Consider the following 20,041-nt stretch of genomic DNA (forward strand, 5'->3'; position numbering starts at 1 on the left):
ATGTGCCGTCACGGCTAAAGCGCACTAGCGCAGCAGAGGATCGAGTCCGCCGCGCGCATCCAGTGCATGCAGGTCGTCGCAGCCGCCGATGTGCTGACCGTCAATAAAGATCTGCGGTACAGTGGTACGGCCACTACGCTGAATCATCTCTTCCCGTTTGGCGGTGTCGCCATCAATGGGCAGCTCGAGGAAAGCGGCACCTTTGCTGTTCAGCAGGGCCTTCGCACGATGGCAATACGGGCAGGTTGCTTTGGTATACATTTCGATATTAGCCATGTCGTTACCTCTTTTATGTAAATTATTTACCACGCACCAGCGGCAGGTTTTCACCACTCCAGCCAGCGACGCCTTCTTTCAGCACATACACCTGCTCAAAACCGGCGTTCGTCAGCGCGGTTGCTGATTCCTGTGCCGTCAGGCCGTTGCCGTCAACCACGATAACCGGCTTCGCTTTATGCTTATCCAGTTCGCCGACGTTATTGGCTTTGATATCCGCTGGCAGCAGGTTCATTGCGCTGGCGATATGCCCTTTGCGGAAATCATCACGCTGACGAATATCCACTACCACGGCATCTTCTTTATTGATAAGACGCGTCGCTTCACCACGCGTAATCACCTTCACTTTAGAGGTCAGGCTCTTGAAAGTGGTGTAAATCACCGCCGCGAGTAACGCAATCCACGCGATACTAAGTATGGGGTGGCGGCCAACGAATTGCATAATTTCTTGCATGGGGGGGTCAAACTCCCGACTCAGTAAAAAAACCAGGTGTGGAGTATACCTGCGCGCTGTGTCAATTACAGCCAGTACAAGGAAGGTTGTGCGTTTTCTGCGGCGCGTTACGAAAAAAAAGATGAAATGCGCCGCCGCGCTTGCACGCCCCGGCCTGTTCTTTGATCTTCCGCGGCTATTTGCCCTCAGGCGGTGTAGTAAAGTTACGCCAATTTTTTCGTCTTTGACGCATGAGGTTCTGCAATGTCGCTTACTAAAAAACCTGTCGTATTAGTAATTCTGGATGGCTATGGCTACCGTGAAGATAGCCAGGATAACGCTATTTCCGCCGCCAAAACGCCTGTGATGGATAGCCTGTGGGTCAACCGTCCGCATACGTTAATCGATGCTTCTGGCCTTGAAGTGGGTCTGCCGGACCGTCAGATGGGCAACTCTGAAGTCGGTCACGTTAACCTGGGCGCCGGGCGCATCGTCTACCAGGATCTCACGCGTCTCGATGTAGAAATCAAAGAGCGCACTTTCTTTGAAAACCCGGTGCTGACTGCCGCCGTGGATAAAGCCGTCGCCGCAGGCAAAGCCGTACATATCATGGGTCTGGCGTCGCCGGGCGGTGTGCACAGCCATGAAGATCATATCCTCGCGATGATTGAGCTGGCCGCCGCTCGCGGCGCAGAGAAAATCTACCTGCACGCATTCCTGGACGGCCGTGATACGCCGCCGCGCAGCGCGAAAGCATCGCTTGAGAAATTCGCGGCGAAATTTGCCGAAGTCGGCAAAGGCCGCATCGCCTCTATTATTGGCCGTTATTTCGCGATGGATCGCGACAACCGCTGGGATCGCGTGGAGCAGGCGTACGACTTGCTGACGCTGGCGAAAGGCGAGTATGAAGCGCCAAACGCCGTGGCAGGCCTTGAAGCCGCCTACGCGCGTGATGAAAACGATGAATTCGTTAAAGCGACCGTGATTCGTGGCGAAGGCGAAGCCTCTACCGCAATGGAAGATGGTGACGCGCTGATTTTCATGAACTTCCGCGCCGACCGCGCGCGCCAGATAACCCGCGCATTTGTAAACAGCGATTTCGAAGGCTTTAGCCGTAAGAAAGTCGTGAAGTTCGCGGATTTTGTCATGCTGACGGAGTATGCGGCGGATATCCGCACCGCCTGCGCTTACCCGCCAGCCTCGCTGCTGAATACTTTCGGCGAGTGGATGGCGAAACATAACAAAACCCAGCTGCGCATCTCTGAAACCGAGAAGTACGCGCATGTGACCTTCTTCTTTAACGGCGGCGTGGAAGAGCCGTTTCCGGGCGAAGACCGCATTCTGATTAATTCGCCGAAGGTCGCGACCTACGATCTGCAGCCAGAAATGAGCTCCGCCGAGCTGACGGAAAAACTGGTCGGCGCGATTAACAGCGGCAAATATGACGCCATTATCTGCAACTACCCGAACGGCGATATGGTCGGCCATACCGGCGTATTTGACGCGGCTGTCGCAGCGGTGGAAGCGCTCGATAACTGCATCGCGCAGGTGACCCGCGCCGTTGAGGCCGCAGGCGGCCAGATGCTTATCACCGCCGACCACGGCAACGCAGAACAGATGCGCGATCCGGCAACGGGCCAGGCGCACACCGCGCATACTAACCTGCCGGTGCCGCTGATTTACGTGGGCGATAAAACGGTGAAAGCGGTAGACGGCGGCAAGCTCTCTGATATCGCGCCGACCCTGCTGACGCTGATGGGGATGGAAATCCCGCAAGAGATGACTGGCAAGCCGCTGTTCATCGTGGAATAATCCCTCCCCATGAGGGGAAAGGCGATTTTTTCAATAACATGGGGCAACAGGCCGTTTCGGTTCTCACTTAAGCCCCTGCTTTACGCCAGCGCGCTCAGCGCTGGCGTATTGTTATGCCCGCTTTCCGCCCACGCGGATGACCGCGATCAGCTTAAATCCATTCAGGATGATATCGCCGCCAAAGAGCGCGCCGTGCGCCAGCAGCAGCAGCAGCGCGCGAAACTGCTCGCCCAGCTGAAAAGCCAGGAACAGGCGATCGCCACCGCCAGCCGAAAGCTGCGCGAAACCCAGAATACGCTGGCGGAACTCAACCGTCAGATAGCCCAGATGAACGACTCCATCGCAAAGCTTGAGAAGCAGAAAGCGGCCCAGGAACGCAACCTGGCGGCCCAGCTTGATGCGGCGTTCCGTCAGGGGCAACACAGCGGCCTTCAGCTGATCCTGAGCGGTGAAGAGAGCCAGCGCGGCCAGCGCTTACAGGCCTATTTCGGCTATCTCAACGAAGCGCGTCAGGAAACCATTGCCCAGCTCAAGCAAACCCGCGAAGAAGTCGCCACGCAAAAAGCGGAGCTTGAAGAGAAGCAGACGCAGCAGCAGACGCTGCTTTACGAGCAGCAGGCGCAGCAGGCAAAGCTGGAGCAGGCCCGCAACGAACGTAAGAAAACCCTTGGCGCGCTGGATTCTTCCATTCAGGAAGGGCAGCAGCAGCTAAGCGAGCTGCGCGCCAACGAATCGCGCCTGCGCGATCGCATCGCCCGTGCGGAAGCGGCGGCCAAAGCGCGCGCCGAGCGCGAGGCGCGTGAAGCCGAACAGGTTCGCTCCCGTCAGAAAGAGGCCTCGCGCAAAGGCACCACCTATAAACCTTCCGACAGCGAACGCTCACTGATGGCGCGCACCGGCGGACTCGGCTCGCCGAACGGCCAGGCATTCTGGCCGGTACGCGGTCCGTTACTGCACCGTTATGGCGAACAGCTGCAAGGTGAACTACGTTGGAAAGGCATCGTTATCGGTGCCAGCGAAGGCACCGAGGTGAAAGCCATCGCCGACGGGCGCGTGATCCTGGCCGACTGGCTGCAGGGTTATGGCCTGGTCGTGGTGGTTGAACACGGAAAAGGCGACATGAGCCTTTACGGTTACAACCAGAGCGCGCTGGTCAACGTGGGCGCGCAGGTCCGCGCCGGTCAGCCCATCGCGCTGGTGGGCAACAGCGGTGGTCAGGGTCGTCCTTCACTCTATTTTGAAATTCGCCGTCAGGGTCAGGCGGTTAATCCACAACCGTGGTTGGGAAGATAAGTTTTGCTTCAGTTGCGTCGTCTTGTTTTTGCTCTCGCCGGTTCGCTGGCGCTCGCCGCTCCCGCCCTCGCCGGCAAACTCGCTATCGTGATTGATGATTTCGGCTATCGCCCCAGTACCGAGAATCAGGTGCTGGCGATGCCCGCAGAAGTCTCCGTCGCCGTACTCCCCAATGCGCCACACGCCCGCGAAATGGCGACCAAAGCCCATAATCAGGGGCATGACGTGCTCATTCACCTGCCAATGGCGCCGCTCAGCAGACAGCCGCTGGAAAAAGACACGCTGCGCCCGGACATGAGCGCTGATGAGATCTCGCGCATCATTCGCGAAGCGGTAAACAGCGTGCCTTACGCCATCGGCATGAATAACCATATGGGCAGCGCGATGACATCCAGCCTTCCCGGCATGCAGAAAGTGATGGCGTCGCTCGCGCACTACAATCTTTTTTTCCTCGATAGCATGACCATCGGTAACAGCCAGGCCATGCGCGCCGCCGCAGGCACCGGCGTGAAGGTCATCAAGCGCAAAGTCTTTCTCGACGACACCCAGAACGAGGCGGATATCCGCTACCAGTTTAACCGCGCGGTCGCGCTGGCACGCCGCAATGGCTCGGCGATTGCTATTGGCCACCCGCACCCGTCAACGGTGCGCGTGCTTCAGCAGATGCTCTATAGCCTACCGCCCGATATTACCCTGGTGCGTGCGAGCAGCCTGCTGAATGAGCCGCAGGTGGATACGTCGAGACCAGACGCGACACCGCCTTCACAGACCGCGCCTGCCGCGCCGCGTAACCCGTTCCGGGGCGTGAAGCTCTGCAAGCCGAAACGCCAGCCTGAGCCGGTCTACGCCACCCGTTTCTTTACGGTGATTAGCGAAAGCGTCAGCGAAAGCCCGCTGGTCAGTTATCTGCGTAATCAGTGGCAAGGATGGGGCAAACAGTCATAATAAAAAACCCGCCTGAAGGCGGGTTTTTTATTAGCGTGGAAACGTTTGATCAGACGTCTTTTTTAGCGTCACTACTTTTTTATCGCCGTGCGCATACCAGGCTTTGAAATATTTCAGGAAGCTGTAAAACGTCGCATATAACCCCGTTACCAGCCCTACCCTGCCCTGTCGCCAGGCACCGCTAAACAGATACCATTTAAAAAACGCGCCGATGGCGCTAATGACACCGCGCAGCAGCGACGGACGGACGGTTTTATATTTCACCAGACGCGTCGTATAACTGTTTAATTTACTGAAAACTTCATGCAGCGAGTAAAACGTATCGTGGCGGACATATCCTGGAATCTTAACCGTCTTTAGTTGCCCTTCGACCTGATCATCCACAGGACGATCGTTAAAACGCGCCGTGCGACGGTTAAAAAGCCGGATCGGGAAATCGGGCGACGAGATGGGATAGATAGTGCGTACAGGCTCCCCAAGCACGTGCCAGTAGCGGGAGATCCGCCAGGCTTGCTCAGGCCGCGGCTCGTCACCGGCTTTAAGCGCCAGAATAAAATTAACGGTTTCATCATCGAGGATTTCGTCGCTGTCCATGCAGAGCACCCAGTCATGGGTAGCCAGGCTAATGGCATGATTCATCTGCTGGCCGTGCATAGCATAAGGGTGAAAATGCGGCTTAATACCATACTCCTGGCAAATCGCTACAGTGTCGTCATGGCTGCCGGAATCCAGCACAACCATTTCATCAGCAATAATTAATAATGGCGGTAACACTTCACGCAGCAAGCGCGCAGAGTTGCAGGTCAGAACGCAAACGGAGAGTTTAAACATAGTGATTCACAACATTTAACCAAGCCTGAACAAACAATATAGGCAAGTCAGAAAAAAACGATGAAGAAAAAGTGCGCAAATGTGGCGAAAGTCCATAAACAGCCACGATATATTGTTACAGACGAACAACCTGTGGTGTCGTTAAGGGGGGGATAACATGGGCAACGACAGTTAATCGCTATCTTTTTGGACAGTCATTAAAAAGTGTAGCGTTGCATGCGAAAAGACAAATATTGACCGAAATATAAAAAGAGGGGGCTAATGAAAATCTGTGGCGAACAATATTCACAAATAAGCTAAGATGCGATTGTATTTAAAGTAATAACAACCGCATCTTTTTATTATTTTTATGTTGATATCGCTCCGGGCAGGAATATCCTTCCCCCTTGCTTAACTACTGAACCGTGTTCCACTCATAGACTTTACCCGTCGTGTCCATGATCGCAACATCCTTCTGATACTGCGCAAGCCAGGACGATAAGGTGTTTGTGAGCTCATCTTCACGATGAATACCTAACCATAATGCGGTAAGGGTATTCACATCATCCGTTGACCACATCCGGTTGTAATCCCCGGACAGCTTATCTTTTGCGGCAACCATCTGAGCGTACCAGATGAACATCGGAACCTGTAGCGCCTCGCGAGGTGGATTCGCACCACCATGCGAATAGACTACGGCGCGGGAAGGATCGCGTATTAATGCATGGTCAGAAAAGTAGAGAACGGAAGAGCGGCTGTTGCCCAGCGAATGGAAAATCTTTCCCATAATACTATCGGTGAAACGCACAGAATTATCGTAACAGTCGTCTGCTTTATTACCGCTGTTAAACACCGTCTGATCCACAGGAAAGCGGTCACAGGCAGGTTCATGGCTGCCGTTAAGATGTAAAATAATCAGTTTTTTGCCTGGCTTTTTTAACGCGTCGTTAAGTAACGGCAGCAGCGCATCGTCATATCCTTCCTGCACCCAGGCGCTTTGATGAGCCTTCAATGCGATGGCGGTAATAATATTATTATGCGCGCCGCCTTTCCCCTGATGGCTAAACCAGTAAGTATCGAAGCCCGCTTTATTGGCGATATTAATAACGTTATCACCATACTTATGCGGATCGCGCGCCCTTATGGTATCCGCCGTCAGCGCCATTGGCACCGCCATAATAGTGACCGGAGCCGGGGCAATGGCGTTGCGAAACAGCAGAAGATGATCTTTTTGGGCATCCAGCTCGGGCGTAGTGTCACGCCCATAACCGTAAATACCCATATTTTTTGTGCGTTCAGATTCGCCGACAATGAGAACATAATTTTCGATGCCGGTATCCGCAACGGCAATTTTATAATCAGGAATATTGTTGCCAACCAGTGTGACCATCGCGTTATCATCCGCTGCCTGCATAAAGACTTTAGCGGTACTGACAGGCGTTGACTGCACAAAACGCTGCGTCAGACTTTCAACATTACTTTTACGAATCTGATGTAACCAGGCCTGACTAAAAAAGCCCACCAGCGTGAGGCCAAGAATAATCGCAGGCCAGCGTCTGAATCGCGCAGGTATCGGCCATGCTCCGCTATTTGCCGTAAAAATAAACAGCGCAGAGAGCGCAATAAATAAAACGCCATCACGCCAGTATACGCCCAGCATGGATCGTGCTTCATTCGGCGTGGTATTAATAAAACTTAACGCAAATCCGTAGCTAAATCCTGAATTAAAGTTTGTCCATGCATAAAGCTGAAGCGTCACATCCGCAGCAACTGGTACCAGTAATAGCACGGCCAGTAGATTTCTGAGCCCGTTGTTATGAATTGCCTTAATGGCAAGCAACAGCAAAGAGAACACCAGTACACGATTGATAACCGTATTATATTTTGCATTTAAAATATTAACGTAGATAACGATTAGCAGCGAAATTATCAACAGCAAGACGCTCGAAATACGCAATCCATATTTCGCGGACTTGTCTTCTAACAGAATAGACATGAATACCCGGATAGTATTTTAATTGTTTTCTGACGACACTTTTATCAGCGTGCAAAAGAAGCCCAACTCACTTTTAAAAGAGAGTCAGGTATCGGCATGAAACTACGCGTTAAAAAGAGGCGTTATAATAATCCGGGCAGACGGTAGCAATTCGCATTAATAAAGTCAAACCGCTGAAAATAGTAGCGGCGCCGTAAAGAGAGACGCCGCCATTAACGGTTAATCCCAGCTCAGGATAACCTTCCCGGACTGGCCGGAACGCATGGCGTCGAAGCCTTTCTGGAAGTCATCAATGGTGAAGCGATGCGTGATAATCGGCGACAGATCCAGACCAGACTGAATCAGCGCGGCCATTTTGTACCAGGTTTCAAACATCTCGCGGCCATAAATGCCTTTGATGAACAGCCCTTTGAAAATGACTTTGTTCCAGTCGATCGACATATCAGAGGGCGGAATGCCAAGCATCGCAATACGCCCGCCGTGGTTCATGGTATCCAGCATGGTGCGGAACGCCGGCGGCGCGCCGGACATCTCCAGACCCACATCAAAGCCTTCCGTCATGCCCAGTTCGTTCATCACGTCCTGCAGGCTTTCGTTCGCGACGTTCACCGCGCGGGTCACGCCCATTTTGCGCGCCAGTGATAAGCGGTACTCATTCACATCGGTAATGACGACGTTACGCGCACCGACATGTTTCGCCACCGCTGCCGCCATGATGCCGATCGGGCCTGCGCCTGACACCAGCACATCTTCACCGACCAGATCAAACGAGAGCGCCGTGTGGACGGCGTTGCCGAACGGGTCAAAGATGGAAGCCAGATCGTCAGAGATATTGTCCGGAATTTTGAACGCGTTAAAGGCCGGGATCACCAGATATTCCGCGAAACAGCCAGGACGGTTGACACCCACGCCAACGGTGTTGCGGCACAGATGCGTGCGCCCGCCGCGACAGTTACGGCAGTGGCCGCAGGTAATGTGGCCTTCGCCGCTGACGCGATCGCCGATTTTAAAGCCTTTCACTTCCTGGCCAATGCCGACCACTTCGCCGACATATTCATGCCCGACGACCATCGGTACCGGAATGGTCTTCTGCGACCACTCATCCCAGTTGTAAATATGCACATCGGTGCCGCAAATCGCGGTTTTGCGAATTTTGATCAGCAGATCGTTATGGCCCACTTCCGGTTGCGGCACATCGGTCATCCAGATGCCTTCTGCCGGTTTCAGTTTTGATAATGCTTTCATGTCACGCCCTCAGGCAATCACGCCTAACTGTTTACCGATGCGTGTAAACGCATCGACCGCACGTTCAATTTGTTCAGGAGTATGCGCCGCCGACATCTGGGTGCGAATACGCGCCTGGCCTTTCGGCACCACCGGATAGAAGAAGCCGGTCACGTAAATGCCCTCTTTTTGCAGCTCGCGGGCGAATTCCTGCGCGATAACCGCATCGCCCAGCATTACCGGGATAATGGCGTGATCGGCACCTGCCAGCGTAAAGCCCGCCGCCGTCATCTTCTCGCGGAACAGACGCGCGTTGGACCACAGACGCGCACGCAGGTCAGCCCCGGACTCCACCATCTCCAGCACTTTAATGGAGGCCGCGACAATCGCCGGTGCCAGCGAGTTTGAAAAGAGATACGGACGTGAACGCTGACGCAGCCATTCGACGACCTCTTTGCGGGCCGCGGTATAGCCGCCGGACGCGCCGCCAAGTGCTTTGCCCAGCGTGCCGGTGATAATGTCCACGCGGCCCATCACGTCACAATATTCATGTGAACCACGCCCGTTTTCACCGACAAAACCAACCGCGTGAGAGTCATCCACCATGACCAGCGCATCATATTTATCCGCCAGATCGCACACGCCTTTCAGGTTGGCGATCACGCCGTCCATCGAGAACACGCCGTCTGTCGCGATAAGAATATGGCGCGCGCCCGCTTCACGGGCTTCTTTCAGACGCGCTTCCAGCTCCTGCATATCGTTATTGGCGTAACGGAAACGCTTTGCTTTACACAGGCGCACGCCGTCGATGATGGAGGCGTGGTTCAGCGCATCGGAGATAATCGCGTCTTCCGGGCCGAGCAGCGTTTCAAACAGCCCGCCGTTCGCGTCAAAGCAGGAAGAGTAAAGAATGGCGTCTTCCATGCCGAGAAACGCGGCCAGCTTATTTTCGAGCAGCTTGTGGCTGTCCTGGGTGCCGCAGATAAAGCGCACCGACGCCATGCCGAAGCCGTGAGTGTCCATGCCCTGCTTCGCCGCAGCGATAAGCTCAGGGTGGTTCGCCAGACCAAGATAGTTGTTGGCGCAGAAGTTGATGACGTGGCTGCCGTCTGCCACCTGGATATCCGCCTGCTGGGCGGAGGTGATGATTCGTTCTTCCTTAAACAAGCCTTCGGCGCGCGCCGTTTCTAAATCGGCGGAAAGCTGTTGGTAAAAATCCCCTCGCATTGCATTTCTCCAGACATGAGCCAGTTCGGCACATATTATTACCCAAAGCTATGGACAGAGACGAGATGACGAAGCACCGATTCTTTGTTTTGCAGCATAAATCACGCGAGACGGGCAAAGTTACTGCGGCTAAAACGGCCAATGGCTGTAGGGCAACCAATGTGATGGTATGATTGATACTATTCATGCCGGAGATTTTTCCCGGCTCACATTCTGAAGGACAGGCTTATGATTATCGTTACCGGCGGCGCGGGTTTTATCGGCAGCAACATTGTTAAGGCTCTGAACGACATCGGCTATACCGATATCCTGGTAGTGGACAACCTGAAAGACGGCACCAAGTTCGTCAACCTGGTGGATCTGAATATCGCCGATTACATGGATAAAGAAGATTTCCAGGTGCAGATCATGTCCGGTGAGGAGTTTGGCGAGGTTGAAGCCGTGTTCCACGAAGGCGCCTGCTCATCCACTACCGAGTGGGACGGCAAGTATATGATGGACAACAACTATCAGTACTCCAAAGAGCTGCTGCACTACTGCCTGGAGCGCGAAATCCCGTTCCTGTACGCCTCCTCCGCCGCTACCTACGGCGGGCGCACTTCTGACTTCATCGAATCACGCGAATATGAGAAGCCGCTGAACGTATACGGCTACTCGAAATTCCTGTTCGATGAATACGTTCGCCAGATCCTGCCGGAAGCGAACTCGCAAATCACCGGCTTCCGTTACTTCAACGTCTACGGCCCGCGCGAAGGCCACAAAGGCAGCATGGCGAGCGTGGCGTTTCACCTCAATACCCAGCTGAATAACGGCGAAAGCCCGAAACTGTTTGAAGGCAGCGAAAACTTCAAGCGCGACTTCATCTACGTGGGCGATGTGGCCGCGGTGAACCTGTGGTTCTGGCAGAACGGCGTATCCGGCATTTTCAACTGCGGCACCGGTCGTGCGGAGTCGTTCCAGGCTGTGGCGGATGCTGCGCTGGCCTTCCATAAAAAAGGCAGCATTGAGTACATCCCGTTCCCGGAAAAACTCAAAGGCCGCTATCAGGCGTTTACCCAGGCCGATCTCACTAACCTGCGCGCCGCAGGCTATGACAAGCCGTTTAAAACCGTTGCCGAAGGGGTCGCGGAGTATATGGCCTGGCTGAACCGCGACGCATAAGCAGGCTGATGCATGAAAATACTGGTGATCGGCCCGTCATGGGTGGGCGACATGATGATGTCGCAAAGTCTCTATCGCACGCTCCGGGCACGCTATCCGCAGGCGGTGATTGATGTGATGGCGCCCGCGTGGTGCCGTCCGTTGCTGTCGCGTATGCCGGAGGTAAATGAGGCGATCCCCATGCCGCTCGGCCACGGCGCGCTCGGCCTTGGCGAACGCCGCCGCCTGGGTCACAGCCTGCGTGAACGCCGCTACGATCGCGCGTATGTGCTGCCAAACTCGTTTAAATCGGCGCTGGTGCCGTTTTTTGCGGGCATCCCGCACCGCACCGGCTGGCGCGGCGAGATGCGCTACGGCCTGCTAAACGATGTTCGCACGCTGGATAAACAGGCGTGGCCGCTGATGGTCGAGCGTTATGTCGCGCTGGCCTACGACAAAGGCGTGATGCAGTCGGCCAAAGATTTGCCGCAGCCCTTACTCTGGCCGCAACTGCTGGTCACGGACGCGGAAAAAAGCCAGACCTGCGCGCAGTTCGCGCTTTCCGCCGAGCGCCCGATAATCGGCTTCTGTCCTGGCGCGGAGTTCGGCCCGGCGAAACGCTGGCCGCATTATCACTACGCAGAGCTGGCAAAACAGCTGATTGACGAAGGTTATCAGGTGGCGCTGTTTGGCTCCGCGAAAGATCACGAAGCGGGGAATGAAATTCTCGCGGCGCTGAGCGTTGAACAGCAGGCGTGGTGCCGTAACCTCGCGGGCGAAACCCAGCTTGAGCAGGCCGTGGTGCTGATTGCTGCCTGTAAGGCCGTAGTGACGAATGATTCCGGCCTGATGCACGTGGCCGCCGCGCTCGATCGGCCGCTGGTCGCGCTCTACGGCCCGAGCAGCCCGGATTTCACGCCGCCGCTGTCGCATAAGGCCAAGGTGATTCGTCTTATCACCGGCTACCATAAAGTGCGCAAAGGCGACGCCGCCGAGGGCTATCACCAGAGTCTCATCGACATTACGCCCGCGCGCGTACTGGAGACGCTTAACGAACTGCTGCTGAACGAGGAAGCCTGACGGATGCGGGTGCTTGTTGTGAAAACCTCCTCGATGGGCGATGTGCTCCATACGCTGCCCGCGTTAACCGACGCCATGCAGGCGATGCCGGATATTCGATTCGACTGGGTGGTGGAAGAAGGCTTCGCGCAGATCCCTTCATGGCATCCGGCGGTTGAGCGTGTATTGCCGGTGGCGATTCGCCGCTGGCGTAAGGCGTGGTTTTCCGCACCGGTTAAAGCCGAACGCCGCGCCTTTCGCGACGCGCTGCGAGCCGTGAATTATGACGCGGTGATCGACGCGCAGGGGCTGGTCAAAAGCGCAGCCTTGGTGACGCGCCTGGCCCGCGGCGTTAAGCATGGTATGGACTGGCAGACCGCGCGCGAGCCGCTCGCCAGTCTTTTCTATAACCGCCGTCACCATATTGCGAAAGCGCAACACGCGGTGGAGCGCACCCGCGAGCTGTTCGCAAAAAGCCTCGGCTACGCAAAACCCGCAGCCCAGGGCGATTACGCCATCGCGCAGCACTTTTTACGCCAGCCTGCGGCCGATGCCGGGCGTTATGTCGTGTTCCTGCACGCCACCACGCGCGATGAAAAACACTGGCCGGAAGCACACTGGCGTGAACTTATCACGTTGCTGGAGCCGACGGGCCTGCAAATTCGCCTGCCGTGGGGCGCGCCGCACGAAGAAGCGCGGGCAAAACGGCTTGCTGAAGGTTTTAATTATGTGCAGGTGCTTCCACGCCTGACGCTTGAACAGGTGGCCCACCAGCTGGCGGGCGCGCGGTTTGTGGTGTCGGTAGATACCGGCCTGAGCCATCTCACGGCAGCGCTCGATCGCCCAAACTTCACGCTTTACGGGCCGACCGATCCGGGACTGATTGGAGGATATGGGGAAAATCAACACGTTATCCTCTCTGCCACAGGAAAAATGCAGGATATAAGCGCCTCACAGATTTATGACGCGTCACAGGAGTGCATTAATGCGTAAATTGCATATCATCAATCTGGAAAAAATGGGTGGCGTTGAGCGCTTATTTCTTCAGTATATTAACAATAACGCCGCAGACGACGACGTTATTTTCTGTATCAGTAATAAAGTCGGCCCTGAGATTCAAAAACATCTGCCGGGTAAAAAGATCACCTTTGTTAACCGCATCATCAATGCGTTTACGCTTAAATACCCTGTCTTTTTGCGCAAATTTGCCCTGCAAAGCAAGCTCTGGTTTGCCAATGCTGAGGCTATTATTATCTGGGACCTGATCCCCGGATTTGCCGCTAGGCCCGGCCGAGGCAAAGTTATCTATTATGATCACGGATGCTCATGGCGATATGCGAAGAATAAAAAGAATCTCGCTTTTTTCGCCATGCTTGATGGATGTATCTCGGCATCGTGTGCCTCTAAGCGCGTGATGCAAATACGCTTCAATCCACAGTGTCCTATGCGTACCGTGATTAACCGCATTGCCCCCCCGCCTAATATTTATCGCGGAGAAAAAGCGCTGACGTCACCCATTCGTCTGGGTATTGCGGCACGCCTGGTAGGACTGAAAGGCATTAGCGTCGCTTTGTTAGCGATAAAAAGTCTGCAGGATCGGGGGATTGATGTCACGCTTGATATCGCCGGGAAGGGACCCGATGAGCCACATTTTCGTCATCTAGCAGAAAAGCTGGGAATTACCGCACGTGTCAATTTTTTGGGTTTTCAGGACGATTTGAGCGCTTTTTTTAATCGTATTCATATCTATCTGAGCACTCCTGTAACCGAACCCTTTGGGCTCTCGTGTATGGAAGCACTGTTTTATGGCGTTCCCGTTATCTTTCCTCTGATTGACGGACAACCAGAGGTGGTAAAAAACGGTATCTGCGGTTTGGGTATTATTCCTGAAGTCACTTCGCAGGCGCATTTTGATTTGACTGGCGTAAATATCAATTTTCCTTACGATGTTTATTCTCCGCTTAAAGATAGTATGGCGAGTCCATTATTGATGTCACATGAGGCGGTTGCTGATGCTGTCATGAATATCGTCGAGACAGGCTATATGCAATACCGTGAAAACGCATTCAATTACGTTGAAAAGCATTTTCCTTATCAAAATTTCATTCAAGAATTTGAATCAACAGTAATGGACATTATTAACTCACATGATTAGCAAAAATGTAAATTGCAAAACGCTGTATTTGATAGCCTTCCTCGTCATGTTGGTATCGCTGTATTTCCTTATTTTTGATGCGGTGCATGCACGTAAGGTGTTCTATACTGCGGGTTACGCATCCATTGCTATCTTTCTATTTTCTTTAAGAAAAACCCACCCCCCAAAAAAGAATTTGTTACCGGTATTGTCCGTACTGGCATTTTCTTTAACAATTCTTGTTTGGCTCTTCATTTTTTATAATAAAGGAGAGTATTGGGAAATTTACAATAGTTATGAGACCTCAGGTAAAATTCTATTGCTGCTAGCAATTCTTCTCTTGATTTATTCAAATACAGAGATAATCATACCTGGTAAGATTATAGACAGCATACTTATTATTGGTGGCATTTCCGCCAACCTCTTCGCCGTCTATCAGTATAACACTTCAATAAATGCACGTATTGAGTTAGGTTTTGATCGCGCGACAATGGCCGCCTATATCATAACAATAGTTGATATCCTGATGATTCATGCAGTTCTTAATCGTCATGGATTACTAAGATACGTTCTTTTTGCTCTTACAGTGACGCTGGCATTCAGCGCAATTATCTTTACCAGCACAAGGGCTGCAATAATAAGCTTCCCGTTATTGTGTTTGATCCAGGCATTCACGCATCCCAATGTGAATAAAAAGCATCTACTGAATATATCATTGAGTTTCCTTTGTTTACTCGCTGTAGCTATTTATGCTTTCCAGAAACCTCTTGAAAAACGGTGGGATGCGTTATTACAGGACATTCATAGTTATGAAAATAATCATAGTGTAACATCTGTTGGTGCTCGTTTTGCCATGTACCATACGGGATTACAAGCCGGGCTTGCCACGCCCTTAGGACAATCGGCAGAGAGCCGGGGAACCACAATTAAAAAGATAGTACAAAGCGATCAATCTCTGTCAGGCGCCCTTCCTTTTATCGATGTTCATCTGCATAACGAGGTCGTGGATAACTTCTCATTACGCGGCATTATAGGTGTTCTGGCCCTGCTTGCTATGTATGGCTCGCTGCTGTGGTCATCATGGAGAGATCGTAACCCAACGCTATTTGTACTTACGCTGAGCCTCATGCTTTACGGCCTCAGCGATGCCATCTTCTTCAGTCGCGAAGGAACTATTGCGTATGCAATTGGCATATTAACAGCCTTAGTTTTCCTCAAGCGCTCAGAAAAAGAAAAGCATGCGCCTGATATCCTTTGGCAAAAATAAATGTGATGGCGACTGTCGCCAGTCGCCATCAGACGTGACGGACTAAGTATATGCAACTCAATAAAATTATAATTACCGGGTATGAGCTAAGCGGACTGGGCGGAATGGAAACCGTTTGTAGTAAACTGGTTACCTTACTCAAAGCCCGCAATCCAGACCTGGATATCTCTTTTGTATTTTTCAAAGAAGGTAGCCGTAAGGTAAGCGATGAGTGGTTAAAAAACTGCCGGCACTACCGCGTGACCTCGAAGATAAAGAATACTAAGATCCGCCGTTTATCGTTTGCCAATTCGCTGCGAAAGATTATTCATCGCGAGCGCCCCGACCTTATCCTGGCTATTGATACGCTCTCTTGCTTTATCAGTAAGCTTGCTCGTCAATATACCTGGAGAAAACCGGTCATTTTCTCATGGCTCCATTTTTCGACCCATAATCTTTATAAAGCAAAATATGTTCAGTGTGCTGATTACCATTTGTCTATATGTTCCGCCATTACGGAGCAGCTGACCAACATGGGCATTAATAAAAACCGGATTTTTACTGTTCATAATCCAGTACAACGAAGCCACATGCTCATTCCTCGCCCCACCAAGGGTGCACGGTTTATCTATGTCGGAAGAGTGATTGCTGATGGGCAAAAAAATGTTCGTGGATTGTTTGAAGGCCTGGCTAAGGTACAGGGCGAGTGGGTGTTGGATATTATCGGCACAGGGGAAGATACCGATCTTTTGAAAGCGTTTGCGCAAGATCTTGGCATCTCCGGGCGTATCAACTGGCATGGCTGGAGAAAAGAGCCCTGGCATTTTATTCATGACGTTTTGCAAAATGTCAGTTGCCTGTTAATGACATCGCATTTCGAAGGATTCGGCATGGTGCTGGCTGAAGCCAGTTCGCATGGCGTTTACAGCATCAGTTCTGACTGTCTGGTTGGCCCTGCGGATATCATCAAAGAAAATATTAATGGCAACCTCTACCCCGTCGATAAACCAGAACACCTGGTTTCGCTTATTCAGGCGATAGTCGAGGGTAAAGAGCTTCCTGATGGAGAGACTATCCAGCACACTATCGAAGCCTTTTATGAAGATAACTATATTCTTAAAATCATTCAGGCTTTCGGATGTGCCGGATTTGATTTATCACCCGATCAGAGCGCAGCGCGTTTAAGCTGATAATACTGTGCCAGCGTCATTCCCTGAACCTTTGGCTGCAGCCAGGCAAAGAAGGCATCAAGATCGCTGTATAACTGTTCAATTTGCTGCTCAGTCTGAAATTTCGGGCTTCCGCCCGGCATGTATTCGGATGAATGCAGCATGTACTCGACATAGTCGCTACCTTCTGCCAGCGTCTGCTCAGCGACGCGCTGCATCGTCGTGAGGTTACCGCCGGTTGGTCGCAGCCAGTTCACTGAGGGTGAACGCACCTTTCCTCTCAGCCTGTCATAGCCCGACTTAAGCGAGTTAATTAAAGGGCTGTGTTTGTATTGAATGCTCATCGGCACTTCAAGCAAAGAGGAATTTCCCGGACGGCTGATGTCATGCTCATCAAGGAAATAAGCCTGTTCCGGGAAGCGACGATAATCGGTTCCGCCATTTCCGGCGGGCGCTCCTTTTGCGGTTCGCCAGTTAACTTTTGGGGTAACCGAACAATCAACCTCGTATCCCAGTTCCGTCAGGAGCCGCGCGTATCTCTCGTCAAATGCCCAGCGTCCGGCACGGTGGCTGCGCATTTTAGTCTGAAACGTATCCTCCAGCAGTCGCGTCATAAACACGACTTTTTCTCTCATAACGTTATCAGGATATTCGATAAGGTAAGGCTTGTAGCGCCAGTCATCATCCGTCAACGGTGTTTCTGGCGGGCTATTCCAGGCATGCAAGTGCATGCCGACTTCTCCCGCATCTCGCGCAATAACATCTTGCGCGAACTCAATATAAAAGGGATCGACAGCCATTTCATAATTGGTAAGGTACACCGGTTTAAAGCCGTATTTTTCACATAAGGCCTGGAAACGCGGTAAAAAACGGGCATTTTCAGTGGTAATGCTGTCATGCTTTTGCCAAAGGTTATCACCTTCGGTATCGATGGTTATCAGAAATGCCGCTTTATTACTCATAAGAAATCCCTTACCGATTACTGACTGCCATGTTAGAGCAATACAACGCTTCTCTCAATCAGCCTGATAACCTAGAATCACAGGCCTGTAATTCGATGAAGAACATCCTATGACGTCTGAAATCCGGCATCCTGAACCTTTAAAAGTCGCGAGAATATTGGTCATCAAATTGCGCCATCATGGTGATATGTTGCTGACTACTCCGCTGATTCAGGCTCTCAGGCAGCGCTTTCCTGGCGCACAAATCGATGTGCTGTTATACGAAGAGACGCGGGATATGCTCTCTGCTAATCCTGATATTCACCGTATATATGGCATCGATCGCCAATGGAAAAAGCAGGGCGTTTATCATCAGTTAAAAATGGAACTCAGCCTGCTTTTTTCGTTACGCAAGCAGAAATATGACCTGGTGCTGAATCTTGCCGACCAATGGAGAAGCGCCATTTGCACCCGTTTTACGGGTGCCAGAATGCGCGTGGGTTTTGCTTTCCCTAAACGTCGTCATCCTTTCTGGGCATTTTGTCATACTCAGCTGGTTTCCACGCAGGACCACCACACTCAACATACAGTTGAGCAGAATCTTTCTATTCTGAGTGCGATTGGGGAGGACTATCCCCGTAATATGCCAGCGCGGATGAGCTATACCGGACAAGACTGGCAAGCGTGTCAGTCGCTGCTGCCCTCTGATTTTCAGGATGACTATATCGTTATCCAGCCCACCTCACGCTGGTTCTTTAAGTGCTGGCGAGAAGGAAATATTAGCGCCGTGATTAATGCGCTCTCTGCCGCAGGCCACAACATCGTGCTGACATCTGGCCCCGATGCGAAAGAGAAACAGATGATCGACACCATCATTGCAGGGTGCGCCGATGCGCGACTGCACTCGCTGGCCGGACAACTCACTTTGCGCCAGCTGGCAGCGTTAATCGATCATGCAAAGCTATTTATTGGCGTGGACTCCGTGCCGATGCATATGGCTGCCGCTCTCGGTACGCCGCTGGTCGCACTATTCGGGCCGTCCAAGCTGGTTTTCTGGCGTCCGTGGCAGGCAAAGGGCGACGTTATCTGGGCGGGAGATTATGGTCCGCTGCCTGACCCCGATGACATCGACACGCATACTAATGAACGTTACCTTGATGTGATCCCCGTTGATGATGTTATCTCCGCCGCAAAAAGGTTACTGGCATGAGTACTTTTCGACTGGCCCTGGTCAGGCAAAAATATCGCCCTGACGGCGGTGCTGAACGTTTTGTCTCCCGCGCACTGGAAGCGCTGGACAACAGTGACCTGGAGCTTAACGTCATTACCCGCGAGTGGCAGGGGCCCGTTAAACCGGACTGGCGTATTCATATCTGTAACCCAAGGAAATGGGGACGAATCAGCCGTGAATGCGGCTTTGCCGAGGCCGCGCGCGCCTTATGGCAGCGCGAACATTTTGACCTGGTGCAAAGCCATGAGCGCATTGCTGGCTGCGATTTATATCGAGCAGGCGATGGTGTTCACCGCCGCTGGTTGCTACAGCGCGCGCGCATTATCCCTGCCTGGAAAAAGTCTCTTCTCTTTGCCGATCGCTATCATCGCTATGTCATGCGGGCTGAAAAAGCGATGTATCAGCATGACAACCTGAGGGCGGTCATCTGTAATGCTGAAATGGTAAAGCGCGAGATCATTGAAGACTTCGGCTTCCCGGCTGAGAAGATTCATGTGATCTATAATGCCGTCGATCGGCACCATTTCACCCCGCCAGAGGCAGAGACGTTTATCCAGCTGCGCGAACAATGGGGCATTCCCGTCGCGGCAACGTGTTTTGTCTATGTCGGATCGGGCTTTGAACGCAAAGGGCTGGATGCGGCCATTCGCGCTATTGCGCCAACAAATCGCCACCTCATGGTGGTCGGCAAAGATAAAGATCAAAAACGCTATCAGGCTTTGGCCCAGGCGCTGAACTGCAGTGAACGTGTCCACTTTTTTGGCATGCAGCGCGAGACGTTGCCGTTCTATCAGATGGCCGACGGATTGCTGCTGCCTACGCTGTACGATCCGTTTCCGAATGTGATTCTGGAAGCCATGGCGTGTGGTTTACCGGTTATCACAACGCACGGTTGCGGTGGAGCTGAATTTATTCAACAAGGCCAAAACGGATACGTTTGTGATGCGCTTGATATCGTCGCTTTACAGGATGCGGTCATGGCGCTGCCAGAACGCGCGCTGGAATCCTCAGAAAGCGCCCTTGCACGCGCGCGCATTCTGTCATGCACAAACGAAAACCTGTCGGCACAGTTGCTTTCTCTCTATCAACAGCTGGTGAAATAACG

General features: G+C 52.6%; 18 protein-coding genes. 11 read left to right on the top strand and 7 right to left on the bottom strand.

Annotated features, from left to right (window positions below; genetic code table 11):
* Positions 1-24: 24 nt before the first annotated feature.
* Positions 25-276, bottom strand: a complete 252-nt coding sequence (gene grxC / locus AFK66_RS18740) for a glutaredoxin 3 (RefSeq protein ID WP_004388492.1) — start codon at positions 274-276, stop codon at positions 25-27.
* Positions 277-298: 22 nt separating this feature from the next.
* Positions 299-730 (bottom strand): rhodanese-like domain-containing protein, encoded by a 432-nt coding sequence (locus tag AFK66_RS18745; RefSeq protein WP_007779457.1) that lies wholly within the window; start codon positions 728-730, stop codon positions 299-301.
* A gap of 243 nt (positions 731-973) precedes the next feature.
* On the opposite strand from AFK66_RS18745, the gene gpmM reads away from it, so the two are divergent.
* Genes gpmM through AFK66_RS18760 form a run of 3 tightly spaced genes read left to right on the top strand, consistent with a single transcriptional unit; the run spans position 974 to position 4,759 of the window.
* The gene (gene gpmM, locus AFK66_RS18750) at positions 974-2,521 is read left to right on the top strand and encodes a 2,3-bisphosphoglycerate-independent phosphoglycerate mutase (RefSeq protein ID WP_023899676.1); all 1,548 of its coding nucleotides are present in this window, start codon (positions 974-976) and stop codon (positions 2,519-2,521) included.
* 9 nt (positions 2,522-2,530) lie between these two features.
* Positions 2,531-3,814, top strand: coding sequence for a murein hydrolase activator EnvC (gene envC / locus AFK66_RS18755; protein ID WP_007779462.1), 1,284 nt, complete (start codon positions 2,531-2,533; stop codon positions 3,812-3,814).
* A 3-nt stretch (positions 3,815-3,817) separates the two neighbouring features.
* Positions 3,818-4,759 carry a divergent polysaccharide deacetylase family protein gene (locus AFK66_RS18760; RefSeq protein ID WP_007779463.1) on the top strand — a complete coding sequence of 314 codons (942 nt, stop codon included), beginning with the start codon at positions 3,818-3,820 and terminating at the stop codon, positions 4,757-4,759.
* A 30-nt stretch (positions 4,760-4,789) separates the two neighbouring features.
* Here the strand turns inward: AFK66_RS18760 and AFK66_RS18765 are convergent, their stop codons facing one another.
* The 4 genes from AFK66_RS18765 to kbl form a co-directional block, all read right to left on the bottom strand.
* A complete protein-coding gene (locus tag AFK66_RS18765) occupies positions 4,790-5,590 on the bottom strand; it encodes a glycosyltransferase family 2 protein (protein WP_007779465.1) in 801 nt (266 codons plus the stop codon).
* Between the two features lie 394 nt (positions 5,591-5,984).
* Complete coding sequence (locus tag AFK66_RS18770) at positions 5,985-7,565, bottom strand: phosphoethanolamine transferase (protein WP_007779468.1); 1,581 nt, start codon at positions 7,563-7,565, stop codon at positions 5,985-5,987.
* A gap of 219 nt (positions 7,566-7,784) precedes the next feature.
* Complete coding sequence (tdh, locus tag AFK66_RS18775; RefSeq protein ID WP_004388486.1) at positions 7,785-8,810, bottom strand: L-threonine 3-dehydrogenase; 1,026 nt, start codon at positions 8,808-8,810, stop codon at positions 7,785-7,787.
* Between the two features lie 9 nt (positions 8,811-8,819).
* The gene (gene kbl / locus AFK66_RS18780; protein ID WP_007895441.1) at positions 8,820-10,016 is read right to left on the bottom strand and encodes a glycine C-acetyltransferase; all 1,197 of its coding nucleotides are present in this window, start codon (positions 10,014-10,016) and stop codon (positions 8,820-8,822) included.
* Between the two features lie 228 nt (positions 10,017-10,244).
* On the opposite strand from kbl, the gene rfaD reads away from it, so the two are divergent.
* Genes rfaD through AFK66_RS18810 form a run of 6 tightly spaced genes read left to right on the top strand, consistent with a single transcriptional unit; the run spans position 10,245 to position 16,785 of the window.
* Entirely contained in the window at positions 10,245-11,177 is a 933-nt protein-coding gene (gene rfaD / locus AFK66_RS18785) for an ADP-glyceromanno-heptose 6-epimerase (RefSeq protein WP_004388484.1), read from the top strand.
* A 12-nt stretch (positions 11,178-11,189) separates the two neighbouring features.
* The gene (gene rfaF, locus AFK66_RS18790) at positions 11,190-12,236 is read left to right on the top strand and encodes an ADP-heptose--LPS heptosyltransferase RfaF (protein ID WP_007779476.1); all 1,047 of its coding nucleotides are present in this window, start codon (positions 11,190-11,192) and stop codon (positions 12,234-12,236) included.
* Positions 12,237-12,239: 3 nt separating this feature from the next.
* On the top strand, positions 12,240-13,208 hold the full coding sequence (gene rfaC / locus AFK66_RS18795; RefSeq protein WP_007779478.1) for a lipopolysaccharide heptosyltransferase RfaC: 969 nt from the start codon (positions 12,240-12,242) through the stop codon (positions 13,206-13,208).
* A complete protein-coding gene (locus AFK66_RS18800; RefSeq protein WP_007779482.1) occupies positions 13,201-14,370 on the top strand; it encodes a glycosyltransferase in 1,170 nt (389 codons plus the stop codon). Before rfaC ends, AFK66_RS18800 begins: the two co-directional genes overlap by 8 nt.
* Complete coding sequence (locus tag AFK66_RS18805; protein WP_007779484.1) at positions 14,363-15,616, top strand: O-antigen ligase family protein; 1,254 nt, start codon at positions 14,363-14,365, stop codon at positions 15,614-15,616. The genes AFK66_RS18800 and AFK66_RS18805 overlap by 8 nt, the downstream gene beginning before the upstream one ends.
* A gap of 50 nt (positions 15,617-15,666) precedes the next feature.
* Entirely contained in the window at positions 15,667-16,785 is a 1,119-nt protein-coding gene (locus AFK66_RS18810) for a glycosyltransferase (protein WP_007779485.1), read from the top strand.
* On the opposite strand, the gene AFK66_RS18815 is transcribed toward AFK66_RS18810, so the two are convergent.
* Positions 16,761-17,726, bottom strand: coding sequence for a polysaccharide deacetylase family protein (locus tag AFK66_RS18815; RefSeq protein WP_007779488.1), 966 nt, complete (start codon positions 17,724-17,726; stop codon positions 16,761-16,763). The genes AFK66_RS18810 and AFK66_RS18815 overlap by 25 nt on opposite strands.
* Before the next feature lie 109 nt (positions 17,727-17,835).
* Here AFK66_RS18815 and rfaQ point away from each other — a divergent pair, with 109 nt between their 5' ends.
* Together rfaQ and AFK66_RS18825 are read left to right on the top strand one after the other, a co-directional pair.
* A complete protein-coding gene (rfaQ, locus tag AFK66_RS18820; protein WP_007779492.1) occupies positions 17,836-18,915 on the top strand; it encodes a putative lipopolysaccharide heptosyltransferase III in 1,080 nt (359 codons plus the stop codon).
* Complete coding sequence (locus tag AFK66_RS18825) at positions 18,912-20,039, top strand: glycosyltransferase family 4 protein (protein ID WP_007779495.1); 1,128 nt, start codon at positions 18,912-18,914, stop codon at positions 20,037-20,039. The genes rfaQ and AFK66_RS18825 overlap by 4 nt, the downstream gene beginning before the upstream one ends.
* The last annotated feature ends 2 nt before the right edge of the window (positions 20,040-20,041 follow it).

Source organism: Cronobacter malonaticus LMG 23826 (genome assembly GCF_001277215.2).
Classification (GTDB): Bacteria; Pseudomonadota; Gammaproteobacteria; order Enterobacterales; family Enterobacteriaceae; genus Cronobacter; species Cronobacter malonaticus.